Annotated in this window: 21 protein-coding genes; 12 read left to right on the top strand and 9 right to left on the bottom strand. The window is 73.0% G+C overall.

The genetic code is table 11. From position 1 onward, the window contains the following. Positions 1-489: 489 nt before the first annotated feature. Positions 490-1,350 (top strand): NAD(+)/NADH kinase, encoded by an 861-nt coding sequence (locus ABD369_RS18315; RefSeq protein ID WP_344637502.1) that lies wholly within the window; start codon positions 490-492, stop codon positions 1,348-1,350. A 238-nt stretch (positions 1,351-1,588) separates the two neighbouring features. Here ABD369_RS18315 and ABD369_RS18310 read toward each other — a convergent pair whose 3' ends face one another. Genes ABD369_RS18310 through ABD369_RS18300 form a run of 3 tightly spaced genes read right to left on the bottom strand, consistent with a single transcriptional unit; the run spans position 1,589 to position 3,882 of the window. Further along, positions 1,589-2,608, bottom strand: coding sequence for a HEAT repeat domain-containing protein (locus ABD369_RS18310; protein WP_344637501.1), 1,020 nt, complete (start codon positions 2,606-2,608; stop codon positions 1,589-1,591). Between the two features lie 14 nt (positions 2,609-2,622). Continuing rightward, entirely contained in the window at positions 2,623-3,228 is a 606-nt protein-coding gene (locus tag ABD369_RS18305; RefSeq protein WP_344637500.1) for a hypothetical protein, read from the bottom strand. Between the two features lie 33 nt (positions 3,229-3,261). After that, positions 3,262-3,882, bottom strand: a complete 621-nt coding sequence (locus ABD369_RS18300) for a hypothetical protein (RefSeq protein ID WP_344637499.1) — start codon at positions 3,880-3,882, stop codon at positions 3,262-3,264. A 291-nt stretch (positions 3,883-4,173) separates the two neighbouring features. Here ABD369_RS18300 and ABD369_RS18295 point away from each other — a divergent pair, with 291 nt between their 5' ends. Then, positions 4,174-4,578 (top strand): hypothetical protein, encoded by a 405-nt coding sequence (locus ABD369_RS18295; RefSeq protein WP_344637498.1) that lies wholly within the window; start codon positions 4,174-4,176, stop codon positions 4,576-4,578. Positions 4,579-4,984: 406 nt separating this feature from the next. On the opposite strand, the gene ABD369_RS18290 is transcribed toward ABD369_RS18295, so the two are convergent. Then, positions 4,985-5,308, bottom strand: coding sequence for a plasmid stabilization protein (locus ABD369_RS18290; protein ID WP_344637497.1), 324 nt, complete (start codon positions 5,306-5,308; stop codon positions 4,985-4,987). Positions 5,309-5,500: 192 nt separating this feature from the next. Further along, on the bottom strand, positions 5,501-6,388 hold the full coding sequence (locus tag ABD369_RS18285) for an alpha/beta hydrolase (RefSeq protein WP_344637588.1): 888 nt from the start codon (positions 6,386-6,388) through the stop codon (positions 5,501-5,503). 122 nt (positions 6,389-6,510) lie between these two features. Between ABD369_RS18285 and ABD369_RS18280 the strand changes: the two genes are divergently transcribed. After that, the gene (locus tag ABD369_RS18280) at positions 6,511-7,224 is read left to right on the top strand and encodes a TetR/AcrR family transcriptional regulator (protein ID WP_344637496.1); all 714 of its coding nucleotides are present in this window, start codon (positions 6,511-6,513) and stop codon (positions 7,222-7,224) included. A 91-nt stretch (positions 7,225-7,315) separates the two neighbouring features. Here ABD369_RS18280 and ABD369_RS18275 read toward each other — a convergent pair whose 3' ends face one another. Then, the gene (locus tag ABD369_RS18275; protein ID WP_344637495.1) at positions 7,316-9,751 is read right to left on the bottom strand and encodes a SpoIIE family protein phosphatase; all 2,436 of its coding nucleotides are present in this window, start codon (positions 9,749-9,751) and stop codon (positions 7,316-7,318) included. 279 nt (positions 9,752-10,030) lie between these two features. On the opposite strand from ABD369_RS18275, the gene ABD369_RS18270 reads away from it, so the two are divergent. Beyond that, positions 10,031-10,306 carry an isoamylase early set domain-containing protein gene (locus ABD369_RS18270; protein WP_344637494.1) on the top strand — a complete coding sequence of 92 codons (276 nt, stop codon included), beginning with the start codon at positions 10,031-10,033 and terminating at the stop codon, positions 10,304-10,306. 256 nt (positions 10,307-10,562) lie between these two features. Then, on the top strand, positions 10,563-11,147 hold the full coding sequence (locus tag ABD369_RS18265; protein WP_344637493.1) for a TetR/AcrR family transcriptional regulator: 585 nt from the start codon (positions 10,563-10,565) through the stop codon (positions 11,145-11,147). Positions 11,148-11,410: 263 nt separating this feature from the next. On the opposite strand, the gene moaA is transcribed toward ABD369_RS18265, so the two are convergent. Beyond that, a complete protein-coding gene (gene moaA / locus ABD369_RS18260; RefSeq protein ID WP_344637492.1) occupies positions 11,411-12,418 on the bottom strand; it encodes a GTP 3',8-cyclase MoaA in 1,008 nt (335 codons plus the stop codon). Between the two features lie 78 nt (positions 12,419-12,496). Next, a complete protein-coding gene (locus ABD369_RS18255; RefSeq protein WP_344637491.1) occupies positions 12,497-13,564 on the bottom strand; it encodes a YeiH family protein in 1,068 nt (355 codons plus the stop codon). Positions 13,565-13,933: 369 nt separating this feature from the next. On the opposite strand from ABD369_RS18255, the gene ABD369_RS18250 reads away from it, so the two are divergent. Next, positions 13,934-14,242 carry a hypothetical protein gene (locus ABD369_RS18250; RefSeq protein ID WP_344637490.1) on the top strand — a complete coding sequence of 103 codons (309 nt, stop codon included), beginning with the start codon at positions 13,934-13,936 and terminating at the stop codon, positions 14,240-14,242. Between the two features lie 270 nt (positions 14,243-14,512). Here ABD369_RS18250 and ABD369_RS18245 read toward each other — a convergent pair whose 3' ends face one another. Beyond that, positions 14,513-14,971, bottom strand: coding sequence for an SRPBCC family protein (locus tag ABD369_RS18245; RefSeq protein WP_344637489.1), 459 nt, complete (start codon positions 14,969-14,971; stop codon positions 14,513-14,515). Positions 14,972-15,145: 174 nt separating this feature from the next. Between ABD369_RS18245 and ABD369_RS18240 the strand changes: the two genes are divergently transcribed. From ABD369_RS18240 to ABD369_RS18215, 6 genes are all read left to right on the top strand, one after another. Continuing rightward, positions 15,146-15,304 carry a hydrophobic protein gene (locus ABD369_RS18240; RefSeq protein WP_344637488.1) on the top strand — a complete coding sequence of 53 codons (159 nt, stop codon included), beginning with the start codon at positions 15,146-15,148 and terminating at the stop codon, positions 15,302-15,304. Between the two features lie 438 nt (positions 15,305-15,742). Next, a complete protein-coding gene (locus ABD369_RS18235; protein WP_425557655.1) occupies positions 15,743-16,696 on the top strand; it encodes a SigB/SigF/SigG family RNA polymerase sigma factor in 954 nt (317 codons plus the stop codon). Between the two features lie 73 nt (positions 16,697-16,769). Further along, entirely contained in the window at positions 16,770-17,162 is a 393-nt protein-coding gene (locus ABD369_RS18230) for an ATP-binding protein (RefSeq protein WP_344637486.1), read from the top strand. Positions 17,163-17,297: 135 nt separating this feature from the next. Continuing rightward, entirely contained in the window at positions 17,298-19,709 is a 2,412-nt protein-coding gene (locus tag ABD369_RS18225; protein WP_344637485.1) for a SpoIIE family protein phosphatase, read from the top strand. Positions 19,710-19,798: 89 nt separating this feature from the next. Next, positions 19,799-20,170, top strand: coding sequence for an STAS domain-containing protein (locus ABD369_RS18220; RefSeq protein WP_344637484.1), 372 nt, complete (start codon positions 19,799-19,801; stop codon positions 20,168-20,170). A 13-nt stretch (positions 20,171-20,183) separates the two neighbouring features. Next, complete coding sequence (locus tag ABD369_RS18215; protein WP_344637483.1) at positions 20,184-20,630, top strand: ATP-binding protein; 447 nt, start codon at positions 20,184-20,186, stop codon at positions 20,628-20,630. The last annotated feature ends 6 nt before the right edge of the window (positions 20,631-20,636 follow it).

Genomic DNA, 20,636 nt, shown 5'->3' with positions numbered 1-20,636 from the left:
GTGGTTGCCGGATGCCGAGGCGAGGCCGGCGGTCGCGCCGGTCCGCACATGGGCTACGTTTTTACTGGTGTGGCGTTCTCATGGCCGCGGAACTCGGGTCGACCAACTTGCTTGATGGACAGGAAAGTTGGTCGAAGCCCGGGCCGGGATGAGCCGGCCGGGCAGCTGTCGGAGCTGCTGGCTCGGGTCCGAGCCCATCGGGGTGGGGCGGGTGGGTCCACGCCACACTCGCCACGGCGCACCGGCCGCTGACCGCGTCCCGGTTCCGCTCGTCGGCACCGCTTCGTCACCGTCCGTGGCGTCGGCTGGAGGAATGGCCACAGAGGTACCGCCACCGGCTCAGGGCCCGGTGCGGGCAGGAGTGCAAGGCCTCGTACCCGGTGGTCCGGCCCGCATCCGAGTGCTCCGCGTCCGGCTTGTCCCGGCCGTCGCCGCGTGCGTCACTGGGAGCACGGGTCGTCCAGCAGGCCGAGACGGGAGGGGCCGCCCATGGGAGCCGTCCGCACCGTCGGGGTGGTGCTGCACCCCGAGCGCGACTGCGTGCGCGTGTTCGAGGCGATCTCCGGCTGGGCGCGGGGGCGCGGAGCCACCGTGATCGCCTCCAAGGACGAGCTGGCTCGGCTGGCCGGCCTGGCGGTCCCGGTCGATCCCGAGTACCTGGCTCAGCACTCGGACCTCATCGTCAGCCTGGGTGGGGACGGCACCATGCTGCGGGCGATGCGGATGGCCGCGCGCGGCCACGCCCCGGTCCTCGGTGTCAACCTCGGCCGCCTGGGGTTCCTGGCCGAGATCGACGTCCCCGAATTGCCGCAGGCGCTGACGGCCATCGACGAGTACCGCTTCACCATCGAGCCCCGCTCAGGGGTGAGAACCGTCATCGCCGGTCGGGAGGCGACGGCCTTCAACGACATCGTGCTGGTCCGTCGGCCCGGATGCCGCACGGCGGCCGTCTCGCTGCAGGTCGACGGACGCCCCTTCGTCCGCTACGTCGCCGACGCGGTGATCGCGGCGACGCCGACCGGGTCCACGGCGTACAGCTTCTCCGCCGGAGGCCCACTGGTCTCCCCGAACACGGAGGGCATGCTGGTGGTCCCGGTCGCCCCGCACTCGGCGTTCAACCGGGCGTTGTTCCTGTCGGCCGGCGAGAACCTCACCCTGGAGATCCTGCCCACCAGCGGCGAGCTCTCCGTGGAGGCGGACGGCGAGCTGGTGGGGGAGGCCCACCCCGGCGATGTGATCGACATCGTGCAGCTGCCCGCCGCCGCCCGGGTGGTCCGGCTCGGCGGAACCACCTTCTACCAGCGCGCCCAGCGCAAACTCCGGCTCACCGGCTCGGTGGAGGCGGAGTGAGGCGGTCCGCACGGCGCGGCCACCGGGCGCGGGCGGACCGCCGGGCAGTGCGCCCCGGAACTCGGCGGCGCCGGGCCGTCGCGACGGGCGGCGGGACGACGCCGGCGCCGTCCTCGGTGGTCAGCGGCTGGCCTCGACCAGGCGGGCGACCAGCCGGACCAGGGCGGCGGCGCCTCCTGCGGCCACGGCGGCGAGCCGAGCCAGCAGCCGCATCAGCGGGGCTGTCCAGAGCCGGAGTTCAGCCGTCGGAGCCGGCGGGGAAGTCGGACGAGACCAGTCCGGCAGCGCGTGCGGGGTCGCCGTCCGCGCGGTCGAGCAGCAGCGGTACGGAGTACTCCGTCGGCCCGGCGGGGGTCGCAAGGCCGAGGGACAGGCCGGGGTCGAAGCGCTCCATGGACACGCTGGCGCCCAAGTCGGGGCGGAGCCGGTGGAGTTCGCACACGAGGTCCCAGGCCGAGGCGTCCAGCCGTGCCCGGCGTACCGGGTCGCAGGCGTGCACGGCCTCGGTGACTCCGGGGCTGCCCGGGTCGTAGTCCAGCAGATACGGCAGCAGTTCGGGACTGCCCATGATCTGTGCCGCGCTGAACGTGAGGTGGTGTGCGCCCTCGGGTTGGTCGAGCAGCTCGGCCAGCAGCGGGACGGCGCGCGGGTCGTGCCGTCGGGCGAGTCCGTGGATGCCCTCCTCGCGGGTGTCCATGTGCTCGTCGGCCGTCCGCTCCCAGAGTGCGGACCGGATCGCGGGGCTGTCGGTACAGATCTGGAAGCCCAGTGTGAAGGTCGCCCAGTTGCGGACCTCGGGGTCATCGTCGCGGGTGAGTTCGACGAGTGCTCGGATGTCCGGTCCGTCCGGCCGGTCGGTTGAGACCCCCGCGAAGGAGATGGCCGCCCGCCGGCGGACCTCGGCGTCGGGATGCCCGGCGAGGGAGACCAGGACGGGCACGGCGCGCTGGTCGTACGTCAGCTCGATCGCACGCGCGAGGGACCACAGCACGTCAGGGTCGGTCTCGTGCTCCGCGAGCGCGACCAGCGCGTCCACCGTGGCGGCGCGGACGGTCCCGTCCTGGTCGCTCGCATGTCCCAGCAGGTCGCAGCCCGTCGCACGCTCGACCCGGTCGCCCGAGCCGATCAGTTCCAGGCCGAGCCGCAGCGACCGCTGCCCGTCGGCGGCGGCCCGTCGCAGCAGCGCCTCGTACCCTCCCCACTCACCCGTCGTCTCGGCGTCCCGCGCAGTGGCCAGCGCCTGTCGGACCAGTTCCACGACCGGCTCTCCCTTCAGCTTCGGACGATTCGGACCGCTCCGCCTCGGCGTCTGCTGCGGCGATGGCGCCAGCGTTCGGTGCGGGACATGCCTTCGAGTACGGTTCGGTCGTGCTCGTCCGGCGGCAGTCCCAGCCGGGTACGGACCGCTAGCCGGCCCTTGGCCACGAGGCTGAACGGGCGGATCGCCGACCGACCGGCCGGTGGGGCGTCGGGCTGGTCCAGCGCGAGGACCAGCAGCAGGGCCGCGTCGTAGTCGGTCAGGGCGTGTTCCAGCCGGCCGGCCCGGACCAGGTATCCGGCGAACTCCTCGTACGCCTCCCAGTCCTGTTCGGCGGCGGCCCGTTCCTCGACCGCGCGGGCCGCGGCCCGGCCCTGCTCCTCCCGGCCGACCCTGAAGAGGCAGTAGGCGAGCAGCGGGTCCGCCGCGCACTGTGCGGGGTCGGGGCTCTGCTCCGCGACCAGGTCCAGCAGGTCGAGCGCCCGCTGGTGCTCGTCCGCGTCGGACCAGAACTCGGCGGCCTGGTAGAGGTGGTTCAGCCGGTCCGCACCCTCGCAGCGTGCGGCGACCTCCTCCTCGTAGCGGGCCTCGGCCGCCCAGTCCCACTCGGTGCTTCCCACTGTGCTCTCTCTTCGGTTCCGGGTGACGTTCCGTCAGGTCGTACTGCGCATCCCGCGCAGGCGGTCACGCAGGGTGCGCCGGGACGCGGGCTGCTCGGCGGCGAGCTCGCGCTCGGCGGCGAGGTCGTGCTCGTCCCGGGGGAGGCCGAGCTGTTCGCGCAGGCGGCGGCGGTCGATGCGGATCCGGGCGACCGGCGAGGTTTCCCGAGGGTGGCGCGTCACCGCCGGTTCCCGGTCGCCGCCGTCGAGCAGCAGGTCGAGCGCGGCGGTGTAGTTCCGCTCCGCGCGCTCCAGTTGGCCGGCGCTGTCCAGGTAGTCGGCGAGCCGCTGGTGGGCGGCGGAGCTGTGCCTGGCGCGGGCGTGTGCCTCGGCGGCGTCGACCGCGGCCCAGGCCTCCTCGGTCCGGCCCACGGCGAACAGCGAGTACGCGTACGCCGGGAGCGCCCAGTCCAGTTCGGGGTACTCCCGGCGGCTCTCGATCACCTCGGTGAACAGGGTCAGTGCCCGTGCGTGCTCGTCGTCCTCGGCCCAGTGCTTGGCAGCGTGTGCGAGGAGGTCCAGACGCTCCTCGCCGTGACTCGCGGCAGCCGCCTCCTCGAGTTCGAGGGCCATCTCGGCCTGGGTGTAGGAGAACGTGCCGGAGCGCCTCGTCATGTCGTCTCTCTCGCTTCGGTGGTCACGCCGCTCTGATGTTACTCGGCCGTAAGCAGCGTCGGCCGTGGGGTGGTCGGCGGCGCGCGGTCCTGAGTGCTGGAGTGCTGTCCGGGACCGATGTGGGAGACGAAGAGTAAGGAGGCCTTAGGGCTATGAGAACCAACTCGCTTGGGAGAGAACGGGTTTCGGACATCGTGAGGCTCTGGGCGACACCGTCGCAGCCTCCGTCCCACGTCGGCGGGAGCGGCGATCGCCGCGTCGGGTGTCCGTGCGGTGGGCTACCTTCGGCGCATGGAATCCGAGCCCAGGGTCTTCCCGCCCCGTCCGATCCGAGGTGTCCGGGCGCGGTATGCCCGCCAGGCCGGCTGCCCCTCCGACTTCGCGGACGTCACCGTGGACTTCGAGCCCTGGGAGGAGGGTTTCGCGTTCGAGGCGGCCGACAGCGCCGATGTGACGGAGGGCTCCTGCCGGGAGCAGCTGCCCGGGTTCCACGCGGCCCTGGCCGCCGGTATGCGCGAGGAACTGGCCGACCAGGGAGACGGTTTCGCCGTGGCGGTGGCCGTCGTGCTGCGGAGCGTCCGGGTGCACGATGTCGACTCCCACGACCGGTCGTTCCACATGGCGGGCCGCCTGGCCGTCCGCGAGGCCCTCGCCCAGGCCTACGGTCCGCCGCCCCTGCCCAAGCACCGCGCCTGATCCGCTGCGCGCCGCCCCGGGTTCCGCGATCGCGAACTCGCCCTGGGCGACGCTGACTTGTTCGGCCTCGACCAGGTGCCGGCCGGTGCCGACGACAGACCGCCCGGCCGTCATGAACGCCTCGCTCTGCGGTCGTGCGAGGCGTTCACGATGGTCGGGCGGCGTTCAGTCGGGCGGTTCCTCCGGGCGGGGATGTACCGGATCCGGCGGGGGCTCGGGCTCCCCGCCCGGCTCTCCCGGCTCCTCTCCGGGCCCTGTCGGCTCCGGCGGCACCGGAGAGCCGGGTGGTTTCGGGGGGTCGGGCGGCACCGGCGGGGCGGGTGGCTCAGGCGGGGCGGGCGGAGGCGGTGGCGCGGGCGCGACATCGGGGTCCGGCGGTACGGGTATGGAGGCCATCGTGCTCCTCCTAGCGGCCGAGAGCGTTCGCGAGCTGCTTCTTGTTCATCTTGGAGCGGCCCTTGACGCCGCGCTGCCTGGCCTCGTTGTACAGCTGGTCGTACGTGGGGCCCCGGGCTCCGCTGCGCGAGCGCAGGCCGCCGCGGCGGCCGGAGGAGATGTCCTCGATCGAGGTGCGGCTGGCAGTCCTGGACTCGCCGTGCCGGGCGCGTTCCTTGTTGACGGTGCGGGCCGCGATCTCCTCCGCGGTCTCCTCGTCCCGGCCGCGATCGAGCAGGCCCTCCTTGATGTGCTCATACTGGCGTTCCCGCTTGGGGCTTGATCCTCGGGGCATGTCTCACGCTCCTCTCCTGCTGCCGCACGGCGCGCCTACCCCGCATTCCCGCTCGCAATCCGCCAGGCCCCACCGCCCGTTCCCGCCGCCCGTTCCCCCACCGCTGGGGAAGGTCATCAGGCGGGCCCCGGCGACAGCGCGGGCGGTGGCGACGCGCAAGAGTGGCAACAGCCCGTCGTCGGAGGGGGGTTGTCACTCCGACGCGGCCAGATCGCCCACCTCGCGGGCGACGGCCCGCCAGAGGGCCGCGGGCAGGTCGTGACCGACGCCGGGGAAGGTCACCAGACGGGCCCCGGCGATGGCGCGGGCGGTGGCGCGGGCCGCGGCGACCCGCAGGAGCGGATCCTGTTCCCCGTGCAGGACGAGGGTGGGCCGGCGCAGCTCGCGCAGCGGCGGACCGTGCCACTGCGCGCCGATCTGGCGGCTCTGTGCCCTGGTGTCGCGCGGGCCGCTGTCCACCTGGGCCTCGACCCAGGCCCGGGCGGCCGCCTCGTCGAAGGGGTAGCCGGGGGAGGCGATACCGCGCCAGACCGCCAGGGACGCTTCGATGTCGCCCTCGCGCCCCTCGGGGAACCTGGCGCGCGCGAGCCTGGCGGGCAGGCCGAACCGCAGGTAGCGCAGCACCCTCAAACCGGAGACGTCGCTGGGTAGCGCCGCCGAGGACGTCACGCTGAGCACCCGGTCGGGGTGGCGAAGGGCGAGTCGCTGGGCGATCACTCCGCCCAGGGAGTGGCCGAAGACGTGCGCCCGGTCCCAGCCGAGCGCATCCAGCACCGCGACGGCGTCGTCGGTCATGTCCTCGGAGGTGTAGGCGTCGCCGCGCCTGCCGAACAGCGCCTTGAACGGGTTGGCGGTGGCGGTGTCGGGCATCCGGGTGGATTCGCCCGCGTCGCGCTGGTCGTAGCGGGCCACGGCGAACCCGGCGTCGGCGAACGCCTCGCACAGGCCGTCCGGCCACCAGAACCGGGCGGTGGCCAGCCCCATCACCAGCAGCAGGGGCGCGCCGCGCGAACCCCCCAACGCGTCGTAGGCGACATCCACGGATCCGTTGTGTGCGTACCGGGTCCCGGACCATGTCAACCCCGGTCGTGCCTCGACCATGACGGCCTCCCCTTCCGTACGGCGACTTACTGCGATCGATGTTCGCAGTTCTGATGTCCACTAAGGTACTGCATACGACGTTCGCGGAAAAGGAGGGGCCCGTGACCGACCAGCCCACCACCAGCATCTGGCTGCGCCCCGAACGCTCCGGGCGGGGACCGGCACCGACCTTCGACCGCGACCGCCTCGCCGCGGCCGGCGTCGCCCTGGCCGACACCCACGGCCTCGCGGCCGTCACCATGCGGGCGGTGGCGCAGTCCCTGGGATCGGCTCCCGCCTCCCTGTACCGCTATGTGACCACCCGTGACGAGCTGCTCGAGTTGATGATCGATCAGGTCAACGGCGAGATGTGCTACGACGGCCTCGGAACCGGGCGCTGGCTCGGCGACCTGCTCGCCCTCGCCCGCCAGGGCAGAGGCACCTATCTGCGCCACCCGTGGCTGCTGGACGCGCTCGCCTCGAGAAGCCCGCTAGGGCCCGAGGCGGTCGGCTACCTCGAACACGCCCTGGCCGCGCTCGCCGACCACCCGGCCACCTGGCGGACCAGGCTCGAAGCCGTCAGCGTCATGAACTCCGTGGTCGCCTCGCTCAGCCGGGCCGAGATCACCCGGCAGCTCCCCGGGCAGACCGCGCCGCAGTGGCAGCAGGCGCAGCAGGAGTACCTGGCCGACGTGGTCGCCTCCGGCCGCCACCCCTACCTGACCGCCGCCCTGGCCCAGGCGGCCCCGGCCGCCGGGCCCGAACCCGCTGACCGGATCTTCGACCGCATCATCACCCGCGTACTGACCGGGCTGCTGGGGGCCGACGGCGTCTGACCAGCCCCCCGAGGAGCAGCCGCGGCAACGCCCGCTCACGGCCGCCGCACCGCGTCGACCCGGTGAGGACCGGTGTCCGGCCCCGCGCTGCTCAGGAGTGGAGCAGCTGCTCGGTCCAGACGGTCTTGCCCTCGTGCGTGTAGCGGGCGCCCCACCGTTGCGTGAGCTGCGCGACCAGGAAGAGACCGCGGCCTCCCTCGTCGGTGATCCGGGCCCGGCGCAGGTGGGGCGCGGTGGTACTGCCGTCGGAGACCTCGCACATCAGGGTGCGGTCGAGGATGAGCCGCAGCTCGATCGGGCCGTTGCTGTAGCGGTAGGCGTTGGTGACGAGTTCAGTGGCGATCAGCTCCGTGGTGAACGCCATTTCGTCCAGCCCCCAGGAGTTCAGCTGCTTGATGACCAGTGATCTGGCCAGGGCGGCCGCCTGGGGCTCCGGCGCCAGCTGCCAGACCGCGACCTGGTCGTCGGCGAGTGCTCGGGTCCGCGCGATCAGCAGGGTGGTGTCGTCGACGAGGGGCGGGGCCAGCAGGGCGGTGACGACGGCCGTGGCGGTCTCCTGGAGCGAGCCGTGCGGGGCGCTCAGCGTCCGGCACAGCCGGTCGAGGGTCTCGTCGAGATCCTGGTCGGCCGCCTCGATGAGGCCGTTGGTGTACAGGGCGATCGTGGAGCCCTCGGCCAGGACCAGCTCCGCCGTCTCGAAGGGCAGCCCGCCGAGGCCGAGCGGAGGGCCGGTGGGAAGGTCCACCAGGCTGGCGGTGCCGGACGGCGTCACCACGACGGGCGGCGGATGACCGGCCCGGGCGAGGGTGCAGCGCTTGGTCACCGGGTCGTAGACGGCGTAGAGGCAGGTGGCGCCGATCAGGTTCTCGTGCGGGGAGCCCGGGGCTGAGGCCTCCTCCTGTTCGCTGGCCAGGCGGTCGACGAGGTCGTCCAGGTGCGTGAGCGCCTCGTCCGGTTCGAGGTCGAGATCGGCGAGGGTCTGGACCGCGGTACGGAGGCGGCCCATGGTGGCTGCGGCGTGGATGCCGTGGCCGACCACGTCACCGACGATCAGGGCGACCCGGGCACCGGAGAGCGGAATGACGTCGAACCAGTCGCCGCCCACCCCGGTGACCGAGTCGGCGGAGAGGTAGCGGTGCGCGACCTCGACCGCGGGATGGCCGGGCAGCACGCTCGGCAGCATCCTGTGCTGCAGCGCGAGGGCCGCCTCGTGCTGCTGGGTGAACCGGCGTGCGTTGTCGATGCAGACGGCGGCGCGGGCCGCGAACTCACTGGCCAGCACGAGGTCGTCCGCCTCGAACGGCTCGACCTGCTGGGTGCGGCTGAGGCTGATCACGCCCAGCACCAGGCCCCGGGCCACCAGCGGCACCGCCATCAGCGAGCGGATCCCCAGGTTGCGCGCACGTTCGACCCAGTGCGTGCCGATGAGGGGCGCGGAGAGGAAGAGGTCGACGTCCCGTTCGAGGACCGGTTGGAGCTCGGCCAGGCACCGGCCCTGAGGGGTGTCCGGGGTGAACCGGATCGACTCGCCGATCGGGACGAGGAACCGCTCGCTCTGCGGGACGACGGTCTTGATGGCCACCCGCAGCACCGGTCCGAGGGCGAACGGCGCCGGCTCGCCGCCGCGGGCCACGGATTCCAGCAGGTCCACGGTGATGCAGTCGGCGAGGCTGGGGACGGCGACCTCGGACAGCTCCCTGGCCGTCGTGGTGACGTCCAGGGTGGTGCCGATGCGGACACTGGCCTCGTTCAGCAGAGCCAGCCGGCGCTGCGCCCGGTGCCGAGCGGTGACGTCCTCCACCAGCTGCGCGACCCCGAGAACGGCCCCGGTGGAGTCCTCCATGCGGAACGCCGAGACGGACACGTACCGCTCCTGGGTGGGTTCTCCGCGTAGCCTGCACGATTGCTCGGTGAAGATCATCGGCTTGCCGGTCTCCAGGACGCGCTTCAGACCCGCCTCCACGGTGCGGGCGTCCGCCGCGACGAGGAAGTCGGAGATGCGGTGCCCTTTGGCCGCCTCCGCGGTCGGCAGGCCGCCGACGTGGGCGAGAGCCCGGTTTATCCGCAGGACGCGCAAATCGGGGGCGTGGCTGGCGAACCCGATCGGAGACCGCTGGAACAGGCCGTCCAGGACCGCCCGGTCGGTCTCCCACCGGATCACCTCCTCCGCCGGTGCGCCGACCAGAAACCATTCGCAGCCCACTTCGGCACGCAGCACACACCGAGCGCGGATGCCCAGCATCACCCGGCTGCCGTCACGGTGACGAATGGGCAGCACCCCGAACCAGCCGGTCATCCGCTCGCAGGAGAGCGCCGCCTGCGTGATCCACTTCTGGTCGTCCGGGCCGACGAGCAGCTCGGCCGCGGCCCGGCCGATGACCTCCTGCGGCCGGTAGCCCAGCAGCTGCTGCGCCCGCTTGCTCCAGCCGGAGACCTTGCCAGTCCGGTCCAGCGCCGCAGTGGCGCCGTGGTGCAGCGCGAACGGGTCATCGGGGCTCTCCCCGAACGCCGTCACCGTTTCGTCCATCACGGCCATCCCTCTCCGGGTTTCCGGCCCGCAGGCGAGCATCCGACCGTCATGTCCAGCGTGACGCGCTTAGCGCCGCTCCGCCGCCCCAACGGGGGTCCGGGCCGCGGAGAGCACGCAGCGGACCCCGAGCGCACGATCACCCGGGCCTCGCCCGATCGGGTGACGGTCCGGTGCGGGCGGCGTATCGCGGCGCGCTGCCGACGAGTGTGCGGGGCGAGGATCGGCGCAATCGCACCATTCCCATTCACACGCCATCCCTGAAGGAGTAGATGTCCCATGCTGGAGCGTGTTCGGAGCAAGAATCTGGCTGAGGTGACCTTCGTACTGCCCGCCGACCATCCCGCCGGGGAAACGAGCGTGGTTGGCGATTTCAACGACTGGACGCCAGGCATCCACACCTTCGGTATGCGTCCGGACGGCACCCGGGCGGTCACCGTCGCGATGTCGCCGGGTGAGCGGCACGCCTTCCGCTACCTCGCGCACGGGGACTACTGGTTCGACGACCAGGGGGCGGACGGCCACGACGGCCGGAACAACATCCTGCAGACCTGACGCGCTCCGGGCGCCCCTCCCGTGAACGGAGGATCGCGGGAGCGGCACCGGCCGTGGCGCCGGGTTCGCCGCCGCCGGCCGGAGGTCCTCAACGCCGCAGCTCCATCCTGCTGGTTGACGGACCGCGCTGATCAGGTGGGGGAGCGTCGGGCCGGGCGGGGCAGCTCGCTGGACGGGGCTTGGCCGGCCCGGCCGGCTGCGGCGATCGCCGTGGGAGGACTGTGCTCGATCAGCCGTCCCGAAGGAGGACCACGGATTGAACGCCAAGTTGTCACCCCCGATGAGAGCCGACGCCCGGCGCAACCGGGCACGGGTGCTGGAGGCGGCGCAGGCCGCCTTCGCCTCCGAGGGCCTGTCGGTCCCGCTGGACGAGATCGCCTGCCGGGCCGGGGTCGGCGCCGGGACGGTGTACCGGCACTTCCCGACGAAGGAGGCGTTGTTCGACGCGGTGATCCTCCATCGCCTCCAGGGCCTGGTCGACCGGGCACGGGAGCTGGCCACGGCCGAAGATCCCGGCGGGGCGTTCTTCGACTTCGTGGCCATGCTGACCCGGGAGGGCTCCGCGAAGAAGGACCTGATCGACGCGCTGGCCGGGGCCGGTGTCGACGTCACCGCGAACCTGGTCGAGGTGAACCGCGAACTACGGGAAGCGATCGCCGAGTTGCTGGTCCGTGCGCAGAACGCCGGCGCGGTCCGCCCGGATCTCGGTATCACCGATCTGATGGCCCTGCTGCGGGCCGTGTTCCTGGCCACCTATCGGGCGGAGGGGGACGAGGGCATGGCCGGCCGGGTGATGTCCGTGCTGTGTGACGGGATCGGGGCGCGGGGCCAGGCCGGCTGACCGCGCCGGGACCGCGCGTGCCCGCGCGGCGCGCCGAAACGCGCGGCCGGCCGCCGGAGCCGGCCTGACCTGTGCGGCGCGTCGCGGCGGATCGGGTCACGCCCCTCGCGCCGATCTGCGTGGACCGCTCGGGGGCGATGTGTGGCGGGTCTGCCCGGCCGCGCATGGAGGGCTGCCGCCTCAGTCGCCTTCAGGTGCCCGCGATGCCGTTCGGCATGTCGAGGACGTCGAGCCGGCCGCCCGGCCAGGGCAGGGCGCCCGCCTCAGCCGCCGATGGCGGACATCGGCCGTTCCGGCTGGTGGAAGTCCGGATCACCGATCCCGCCGCCGGCCTTCTTGCCCCACATGGCCGCCCGCCACAGCTCGGCGATCCGCGCGTCCGTGCGCGGGTCGTCGCCGCCCTCGCGCAGGGCGGTGCGCAAGTCCGTCTCCCCGGTGGCGAACAGGCAGTTGCGGACCTGGCCGTCCGCAGTGAGCCGGGTACGGTCGCAGGCACGGCAGAACGGCTGGGTGACGCTGGCGATCACACCGACCCGGGCCGGCCCGCCGTCGACGATCCACCTCTCGGCCGGTGCGGAGCCGCGCCTCCCCGCCGGCTCCGGGGTGACCGTGAACCGCGTGCTCAGCCGGTCGAGGATCTCCGCCGCGGTGACCATCGTGCTGCGGTCCCAGCCGTGCTGCGGGTCCAGCGGCATCTGCTCGATGAAGCGCAGCTCGTAGCCCCGCTCAAGGCACCAGGCGAGCAGGTCGGGTGCCTCGTGGTCGTTGATTCCGCGCATCAGTACGGTGTTCACCTTGATGGGTGAGAGGCCTGCCGCCCGGGCGGCCGTCAAGCCGGCGAGCACGTCGTGGTGGCGGTCCCGCCGGGAGAGCCGCTGGAAGGTCCGCGGGTCGAGGGTGTCCAGCGAGACGTTGACCCGGTCCAGGCCCGCCCCGCGCAGTGCCGCGGCGGTACGGGCGAGGCCGATGCCGTTGGTGGTGAGCGAAAGCTCCGGCCGAGGCTGGAGGCGGGCACACGCGGTGAGGATGCCGACCAGACCGGGCCGCAGCAGCGGCTCGCCGCCCGTGAACCGCACCTCCCGTACACCACCCAGCAGGGTGACGGCGATCCGGACCAGCCGGACCACCTCCTCGTCGGTCAGCAGCGTGGGCTTCGCCAGCCAGGTCATGCCCTGCTCGGGCATGCAGTAGGTGCACCTCAGGTCGCAGCGGTCGGTCAGCGACACGCGCAGATCGACGGCCTGCCGCCCGAAGGTGTCCAGCGACCCCACCTCCTGACCGGGACCTCCGCCACTACCTGCCCCTCACCAGTGTCCGTCGTCCGCAGCGGTCGGAGGTACCGCAGTCCCTCATCCGGTGCCGGTCACGGCCTGCAGAGCGAGGCTGGTCAGCGAGACGGTCACCCACAGGCAGCCGCCCAGCAGGAGCGGACGCGGACCGGCCCGGCGCAGCCCGGGCAGGTCGGTGGACAGTCCGATCGCGGACAGCGCCATGGTGATGAGGAAGACCGAGATCTGGCTGAGGGCGTGGTGCGCGTGGGACGGAACCAGGCCGGCGGTGTTGGCGGCGGCCACCAGCAGGAAGCCGACGAGGAACCACGGCACCAGTCTCCACGGGCGGACCCGCGAACCCGGGGTGGCCCCGCGCCGCCCGCGAGCGGCCAGCGCGGCGAGTCCGAGGCAGATCGGGATGATCAGCAGGGTCCGGGTCAGCTTGACGACGACGGCGTAGTCGGTGGCCGCCGGGCCGTACGTGGTGGCGGCGGCGACCACCGAGGACATGTCGTTGACGGCGGTTCCGGCGAACAGGCCGAAGGCGTGCTGGCTGAGTCCCAGCAGGTGGCCCAGCGCAGGGAAGGTGAGGACGGCGGCGATGTTGAACAGGAAGATGGTGGAGACCGCGTAGGCGACCTCGGCGCCGGCGGCGCCGATCACCGGCGTGACGGCGGCGATGGCGGAGGCGCCGCAGATGCCGGTGCCCACGCCGATCAGGGTGCGGAGGTCGCCCACGACGCCCAGCCGGCGGCCGATGAAGTACGCGGCCGTGAGACAGGCCGCCAGCGACCCGACCATCACCGGCAGTGACCCCAGCCCGACACGGAGGATCTGGGCCAGAGACAGCTGGGCGCCGAGGAGGACGACCGACAGTTGCAGCACGAACTTGCTCGCGGTGGTGATCCCCGGGCGCAGCCTCGCGCCGGGCCTGATGACGGCGGCGACCGCGATGCCGATGAGGATCCCGCTCACCGGCCCACCGACCAGCGGCACCAGCCCTCCCGCGAAGGTGGCGACCGCGGCGATGCCCACTGCGAGGGCCAGACCGGGGACTCGGGAGAACGGGCCGGCCGATCGGGGCACCGGCGACGGGTGGGACGGGGCCGCTTCGGCGTCCGGAGCGTCCACGATGTGAGCTGTCATGCCTCCACACTGGCTTCGGCGATCCAGTCGTGGTAGAAGCCGATCGCTGATGGATGCATAGGGTGACTCTATGGCTTGATCGAGGCGGACCGGCGAGGTGACCGCCTGTGGTCCACCACCGTGCCGGCTCGCCGCCACAGCGGACGCCGCCGGGCGCATGTCCCTGGAGCATCCGCGCAGCCGCCACTGACAGAGAAGCAGCCGCCCGGCGAACAGGCCCGCCCGCTCCTGGCACGACGAGCCGTCACCGTGCACGGAGCGGCCGCCAGACGGCGATGCACCAGGCCGGACGGAACGCCGCCGCGTCCGCACCGCCACTCCTCGCACCCCGGGCACTGCAGTGGCGATCCGGACCGGGAGGGAGCCGTCGTGGAGATCCTGCTCACCGGCGCCGCGGGACGGATCGACGCCCTGCTGCGCACCCCCGACCTCGGGTTCGAGATCGTGTACGGCATCTCGGCCAACTCCCGGGCCTGGTGGGACCTCGGCGCGGCCCGCCGCCTCGACTACCGGCTGCAGGGCGACGCCGAGCGGTACGCGGACGCCGTGCTGGCGGCCCACGGACCGCTCGACCCCGCAGACCCCGACGCCCGCTACGGCGGCGGCCGTTTCACCGTGTGGTCCGACAGCGGAGACGGCGTCCGCAGGGCAGGCCGAGCCGGGCTGGAAGGGCCCTGAACGGACCGCCTCCGGCCGCCCGCGGCGCCGGACTCCCGGCAGCCGCCGCCGACATGCGCTCGCTGCCGTTCAGGTCATCCGTCTTCGACGTCGTCCTCGACGGGGCGGAGCAGGAACCAGGAACGACGGGGCGGAGCAGGAACCAGGAACAGGGACGGACGGGCGTACCCGCCAAGGGTCCTGACCGCCCGTCTCCCGGCAGCTCGTCCGGCCCTGCCCGGGTCGGCTGCCGTAGCCCCCTGGGGTCGGGAAGCGGCTCGGCCGCCTGCCTCAGCCGGGCGAGACCCGGCCGCGCCAGGCGCCGGTCTCCTCGCCGCGGGACTCGACGAAGCCCTTGAAGCGGCGCAGATCGCCCCTGACCCGGCGGTCGAGCATGCCGAGCATGTCGGCGGCCTTCTCGACCATGCCCTCCGGTTCGACGTTCATGGCGAGCCTGACCCGGGTGTGACCCTCGTCCAGCGGCTGGAACGTCACCACGCCCATCTGCTTGACATCGCCCCCGACCGTCCGCCACGCCACCCGCTCGTCGGGCAGCTGGTCGACGATCTCGGTGTCGAACTCCCGGTCGACCCCGGCGATGGAGGTCCGCCAGTGGTTGTGGCGGTCGTCCAGCTGTCGTACCTCCTTGACGCCCTCCATGAAGCGGGGGAACTCCTCGAACTGAGTCCACTGGTTGTACGCCGTGTGCAGCGGGACGTCGACGTCGATCGACTCCTGCACCTTGCTCATGGCCTTCCTCCTTCGCGCGACTCATGCGGACGGCCCGGTGCTGTGGACCATGGGGCGCGTCTGCCCCGGTTCCGCCGGTCGAATCCCGCAGGCGGCGGTGGGCCGTCGGGAGGGCGGTCCCGCAGGAATGGCCGCGCGGATTCGGGGCAGGCGCGGGCGCGGAGGTTGATAGCCATGGTTCTGCTGATCGTCGTTCTGCTGCTGGCCGTGATCCTGGCCGGTGCCGGGTTCGCCCTCCACCTGCTGTGGTGGATCGCGCTCGCCGTCTTCATCCTGTGGCTGCTCGGGTTCGTCGTCGCGGGCGGTGAGCGCCGGCGCTGGTACCGCTGGTGACCGGACGGTGCGAGCATTGGGCCGGCGAGGTCGCTGCTCCTCGCCGGCCCGGCTCGACGCCGCGCGGAACCGGGCCGCGCGGTGAGGGCACCGGGCGGCCCGACAACGGCAGGAGCCGTACGCCCTACCCGGCGGCGGGCAGTATGCCGAGCCGGTGTCGAAACCGAGCTCCGCAAAGGCTCCGCCTCGGCGCGGGAGGGTTCGCCGAGCCTGGTGCGGGTAGGAAGTTGACACGGAGGGATCCGGGCCCGTGGCCCGCCTCCGTTCCGGCGACTCCTCGCCGTCGATCCAGCGGCACGCCCGCCGTGCCGGGACACCGTGGCCTCAAGCAGCCGGGCCGAGCGGTCTCCCACCCCCGCACCTCGTGCGAAGACGTACCGTCGGCATGTACCTCGTCGCGACGACACGCGCACCGGTGTGGGCCCGACGACCCGGGAGATGACCCCGTTGTCCACTCCTACCGCCCTGCGTACCGTCATGGCCCCGCCCGCCCCGGCGACGGCCGGTGCCGCCGTGCACACCGCGGCCCCCGTCCCGGAGGAGGCCGCGCCCGTCCTCGATGCCGAACAGCGGCCCACACCGGAGCAGATACGCCGCCTGGGCAAGAGCGAGGCGCGCGAGCTCAGCGACGCGCTGTTCCGCCGTCTCGCCGTGCTGGAGCCCGAGACGCACGCCTACGGCTACGTCCGCGGCACCATCATCGAGCTCAACATGCCGCTGGTCCGTTTCGTCGCGGCGGGCTTCCGCCATCGCGCCGCCGAGATGGACGACATCCTCCAGGTCGGTACCATCGGCCTGATCAAGGCCGTGGACGGCTACGACCCGGACCGCGGCGTCGAGTTCGTCACGTACGCCCTGCCCACCATCACCGGCGAGATCAAACGGTTCTTCCGCGACACGTCCTGGCCGCTGCGCGTTCCCCGCAGCGTCCAGGAGCTCTACCTGATGACCGCCCGCGGCTCCGACCGGCTGGAGCAGCGACTCGGCAGGCTGCCCACGCCCGAGGAGCTCGCCGACGACCTCGGCCTCACCCGCGAGCAGGTCGCCGCCGGCCTGGACGCCGGACGTGTCTACCGCTGCGACTCGCTGGACGCCCTGCACGACGACGGCACCGACGACTCCGGCAGCGCCCTGCTCAACCGGCTCGGCGACTGCGACCGGAACCTGGACCTGGTGGTCTTCCGGGAGGCTGTCCGCCCGCTGCTCCGCCAGCTCACCGACCGCGAGCGCACCGTCCTGCTGCTGCGCTTCTGGGGCGATCACACGCAGTCGGAGATCGCCGAGCGGATCGGGGTCTCCCAAATGCAGGTCTCCCGGGTGCTGAGCGCCACCCTCGCCCGGCTCAGGGAGCGGGTCGAGAACGGCGAAACCGGCCGCCGAGCAGACGGTTGACCGGCCGCGGCCGGGGTAGGCGCGGACACCGTCAGGAGACCAGGCAGAGCCGGGGTGAGGTGGTGTGTGTCAGATGCCCGTGCTCGCGCTCGACCTGGACGGGCGCGTCGGATCGGTCCGCAGGGCCCGCCACGCGACCGAGCAGTTCTTCGCGGAGCTCGCGGCCGGAGCGGGACCCCGCTTCCGGGACGAGACCCGGGGCGACGTTCTACTCGTGATCGCCGAACTGGTCTCCAACGCCTGCCGGCACGCGCCCGGGCCGTGCCGGCTGACGGTCGCACCCGCCGCTGACGGCACCGTGGAGGTGGCCGTCGAGGACACCAGCCGGGAGCTGCTGGCCACCGCCTCGCCTCCGGCGGGATACGGGCTGGTCGTGGTGACCGGGCTCTGCCGGGGCGTGCACGTCCTCCGGATGCCCCAGGGCAAGATCGTCCAGGCCACCGTGGTCGAGCGGCGACTCTGGTGAGCGCCCTGCTGGCCGCGCCCGACCGGCCCGGTGACTGACCGCCCGCACCGGCGCTGGTCTCCGCAGAGTGATCCGGCCTACTCTGGTGCCGCACTTGCAGGGCGTTTTGCGGCGTTTTGCACCCGGAGGCTTCCGATGAGTGACGATTCGGTCGATCGCGCCGTTCTGCAGGCCACGGTGGACCGGTTGCGAGCCGAGGTGGACGGCCTGCGCGCCGCGATGCGCACCAGAGGGGTCATCGAACAAGCCAAGGGCCTGCTCACCCAACGGCTCTCCTGCACCCCTGACCAGGCCTTCGAGGAACTGGTACGGCGCTCACGAGACAGCAACCGCAAGGTGGTCGAGCTGGCCGCCGAACTGCTGGGCGTCGCCGCCCCGCCCGAAGCCGCCAGCACGGAAGCCGAGCCCGAGTCCCCGCCAGGTCCGGAACCGGTACCCCCGCCCGCGACCGGTGCCGCGCGACCGCAACCGCCGAGCGACGGACCCCCGCCCGCCGAGGGCTTCGCCGCCCGCTACCACCTCGCTGCCTCCGCCCTCGCCTCCGCCGACGGCCCCGACGACCTCGCCCGACTGCTCCACCAGTACGCGCTCAGCCCGCTCGGCGCAGCCGCGGTCGTCCTCGCACTGCTCGAACCGGACGGCGCGCTGCGCCTGGTGGGCAGCCACGGCGTGCCCGCCCACCAGGTGAGCCAGTGGCAGCGGATCCCGCCGCGCACCGCCGTACCGCTCACCGAGGCGGCCCGGCTCGGCACCACCGTCTGGGTGCACAGCCGGGAGGAGTTCGCCGTCCGCTACCCCGACCTCACCGGCGAGGACCTGATCCCCGGACGTACCGTCTGCGCGGTGCCGCTGCGCTCCGGCCAGCGGCTGATCGGCGCGATGAAGCTCGGCTGGCCCGAGGACTTCCGGCCCGATGCGGCCGCAACCCGCTACCTCTCCGCGCTCGCCCGGCTGACCGCCGCGCAGCTGGTGCGGGTGGTAAGCGCGGACGCCGAGGGATTCGGTCCGCTGGAGCCCGCCACCGAGCCCTGGTTCCGTGCGGTGCTGGACGCGCTGCTCGACCCCGTGCTGATCCTCGCCGCCGTCCGCGAGCCCACCGGCAAGGTGGTCGACCTGCGGGTCGAACACGCCAACGCGGCCACCGTCGACATGGCCGACCGCACCGGCGAGGACATCGTCGGCCACCGGGTCACCGAGCTCTACCCGGGCATGGTGGCCTCCGGCACCTTCCAGCAGCTGCTGGACGTGGCCGCCACCGGCACGCCCTACGAGGGCCAGATCGAGCAGTTCATCGAGGTGGTCGGCGGGAGGGTGCACGCCTCGTGCATGAAGCTGAACGCCACGCCCTTCCTCGACGGTGTCCTGGTCAGCTGGCGCACCCACGACGAGCAGGAGCGGCGGGAGACCCAACTCGCCCAGGCCCAGCGGCTCGCCCGGCTGGGCACCTGGAGCTGGCAGGCCGGTGCCGGCAGGATCGCCTGCTCGCCCGAGCTGCGGCGGCTGCTGCGGCTGCCCGAGGGCTCCGAGGGGCTCGAACCGGGCATCGTGCTCGCCGCGATCGCCCCCGAGGACCGGGACGAGGTCCGTGCGGCCGCCGCACGGGTGCTCGCCGGACAGAGTCCCGCGACCGCCGAGTTCCGGCTCGCCGGGCTCGGCAGCGGGGCCGGTGACACCCGTCGCAGCCTGCGGGCGATGGCCGAGACGGTGCCCGACACGGCTTCCGGTGGGGTGGTGGCCGTCCGCGGCGTGGTCCAGGACGTCACGGCCTGGCGCCGCACCGAGCAGGCCCTCACCAGCACCCGCAGCCAACTCGCCGAACAGCGAAGGAAGACCGCGATCGAACACCGCGCCGTCCAGGCACTCCAGCACGCCCTGATGGACGTACCGCGCGGCCCGCACGAACCCGGCCTCGAAGTCGCCGTCCGTTACCTGCCCGCCGAACGCGAGGGCAAGGTCGGCGGCGACTGGTACGACGTCCTCACCCTCCCGAACGGCGCTGTCCTGGTCGTCGTCGGTGACGTCTCGGGCCACGGACTGCGCGCCGCCGCCGGAATGGCCCAACTACGCCACGCACTGCGCGGCATGGCCTACACCGGGCTCCCGCCCCAGGAGATGCTGCGCCGGCTCAACGGCATGCTCTGCCATGAACGCAGCGAGTACATCGCCACCGTGGTCTGCGGACTGCTCGACCCCGCCGTCCGCACGCTCACCTGGGCCCGCGCCGGACACCTGCCGCCGGTGGTGGCGCTGGACGGGTCCGTCCGCCTGCTCGGCCTGCCCGACGGGCTGGTGCTCGGCGCGGCGCCCGCCGCGCGGTACCAGACCGCCGAACTGCCGCTGCCGCCCGGCAGGACCGTCCTGCTCTACACCGACGGGCTGGTCGAACGGCGCGGAGACGACCTCGGCAGCGGCCTGGACCGGCTGCTCAGAGCCGTCGAGGAGTACCGAGCCGCGGAACTGGAGGGCTGCCTCGACCACGTACTGCGCCGCCTCGGTGCCCCCAACCCCCAGGACGACACCTGCCTGGTCGGCCTCCGGCTGCACTGAGCGCGCCGCCGAGCGGCCTCTGCGGGATCCCGGGACGGTGATCTATGGTGAGAATGCGTGGCCCCGGGGGCACGGGAGGAGCGCAGTCGATGGATGCACACCCGACGGAAACCGGTGAATTGACCGTCTCCGCCCGGCCGTGGGTGTACGGGATCGTGCTCACCCTGGAGGGCGAACTCGACCACGACAGCGCCGGGCCGCTGCGCGAGGCGCTGGACGAAGCACTCCGGCAGTCCCCGGAGCAGCTGGTGGTGGACTGCTCGGGCCTCGCCTTCTGCGACTCCACCGGCCTCAACCTGCTGCTCAGGGCCAGGCTGACCGCCGAGGCGGCCGGCGGACGGATCGTCCTCACCGGACCCTCGCCGATCGTCGCCCGGATGCTGGAGATCACCGGCGCGCAGGACGTGTTCCAGGTCTTCGCCACGGTCGAGCAGGTAACCGCGGCGCCGGACGGGGACTGACGGCGGGTATCTGATGGCGGACGCCGCGGGGCAGGCACCGGGCTCGCAGAGCCGAAGGCTGGTACTGGCCGACCCCCGGGGGGCCGTCCACCGCTGCCGTGAGTTCACCCGGGAGGTCCTGCACGACTGGGGCTGGCTGCCGGCCGTCGGAGCCGAGCAGCGGATGGCGGCCGAGGACGTGCTGATGATGACCAGTGAGCTGGTGACCAACGCCTGCCGGCACGCCGGAGGGCCGAACGAGCTGGTGCTGCGCCGTACCGGCCCGGTGCTGCGGGTCGAGGTCTCGGACAGCAGCCCCCGCCCGCCGGTGCTGCTCCTGGCCGGCCGGCCCTCCCAGCCCGGCGGCCACGGACTGAGGGTGGTCGACCGGCTGGCCCGGGCCTGGGGCAGTGAGCCGGCGGGCCCGGGGAAGCGGGTCTGGCTGGAGGTCCGCTCCCCGCAGCCGTGTCGACCGGACTGACCCGGC

Origin of the sequence: Kitasatospora cystarginea (genome assembly GCF_039533515.1) — a bacterium.
Classification (GTDB): Bacteria; Actinomycetota; Actinomycetes; order Streptomycetales; family Streptomycetaceae; genus Kitasatospora; species Kitasatospora cystarginea.
This window is presented reverse-complemented; position numbering and strand designations above follow the sequence as displayed.